Here is a 996-nt window from a genome sequence, read left to right on the forward strand (position 1 = left end):
GAAGTAGCATCTGCCACTGAGTAGTTGTTCTGTATGTTTTCATCACCTGCTCCAAATTTATCATTGAGCAGGTATTTTTAGACAATCAGAACATCGATGCTAGGTGTACTTCGCTAGACGCATACTTTGAACAAGGCGCAAGTCCAACCAGCTTCGAGTGCGCTAAAAATTAATCATGAGATAATTTTTCATCTTACTGCTTAACTTTGCCGATTCTTTTCGAATCATATTGAGATGGTGCGCATGAACATACAGAATCATTCGTTAATTCGAATGTCTGTTCTATGTTACAGCGATCGAAAGTTAATGCTGGATTGAAGGTGTTAGACATTGTGAAAACAGAGAGAAGTTTATTTTTTAATTTGTGCTAACCATTCTTTTGGAGACAGGCCTATTTTTTTTCTAAATACTCTTGCCAATGCTGAACCATGTTCATAACCCACTTTATGGGCGACAAAGTTAACTTGTTTATGTTGCTTTAATAGTCCTTGGGCAATGGCAATGCGTAAGTCGGTGAGGTAATCGTTGGGCGCCTGACCTATAGTGTCTTTAAACAGCGTTGCAAACTTGGCTCGTGACATTAAGGCTTTTTCAGCCATAGATTCTATGCTCCATGCCTCATCGGGACGCTGATGTAGCTCCATCATCAACAAAGCCAGTCTCGGATGCGACATTCCTGCAAGCATGCCTTGTTTTACCAAGCCTTCTTTGATTACATGACGTAACACTTGAATTAAAAATATGTCTCCTAGCTTTTTTATCATCATCTGCTTTCCTGCATTATCAGTAAATGCTTCATCGAACAACCATCGCGCAGTCATTCCTAGCGGCTCGTTATGAATAATATCCAGACATAAGAATTTGGGTAACGCATTGGCTAAGGCTGTGCCGCTCCCAGAGTGGAAATCAATATCCACGCAAACGAGTTCGGCCTGATTGGATTCATCGGCAATAATTTGATGCTTAGTTGGGCCTGGTATAAAGATTATAGATGGT

The 996-nt window shown here is 40.7% G+C and carries 1 protein-coding gene; it reads right to left on the reverse strand.

The annotated features are described in order from the left end of the window. Positions 1–350 precede the first annotated feature (350 nt). Positions 351–996, reverse strand: a 646-nt coding sequence (locus tag H5202_RS23295; protein WP_182774090.1) for a helix-turn-helix domain-containing protein, incomplete at its 5' end; no start/stop codon positions are given.

Source organism: Shewanella sp. SG41-4, assembly GCF_014164505.1.
GTDB lineage: Bacteria > Pseudomonadota > Gammaproteobacteria > Enterobacterales > Shewanellaceae > Shewanella.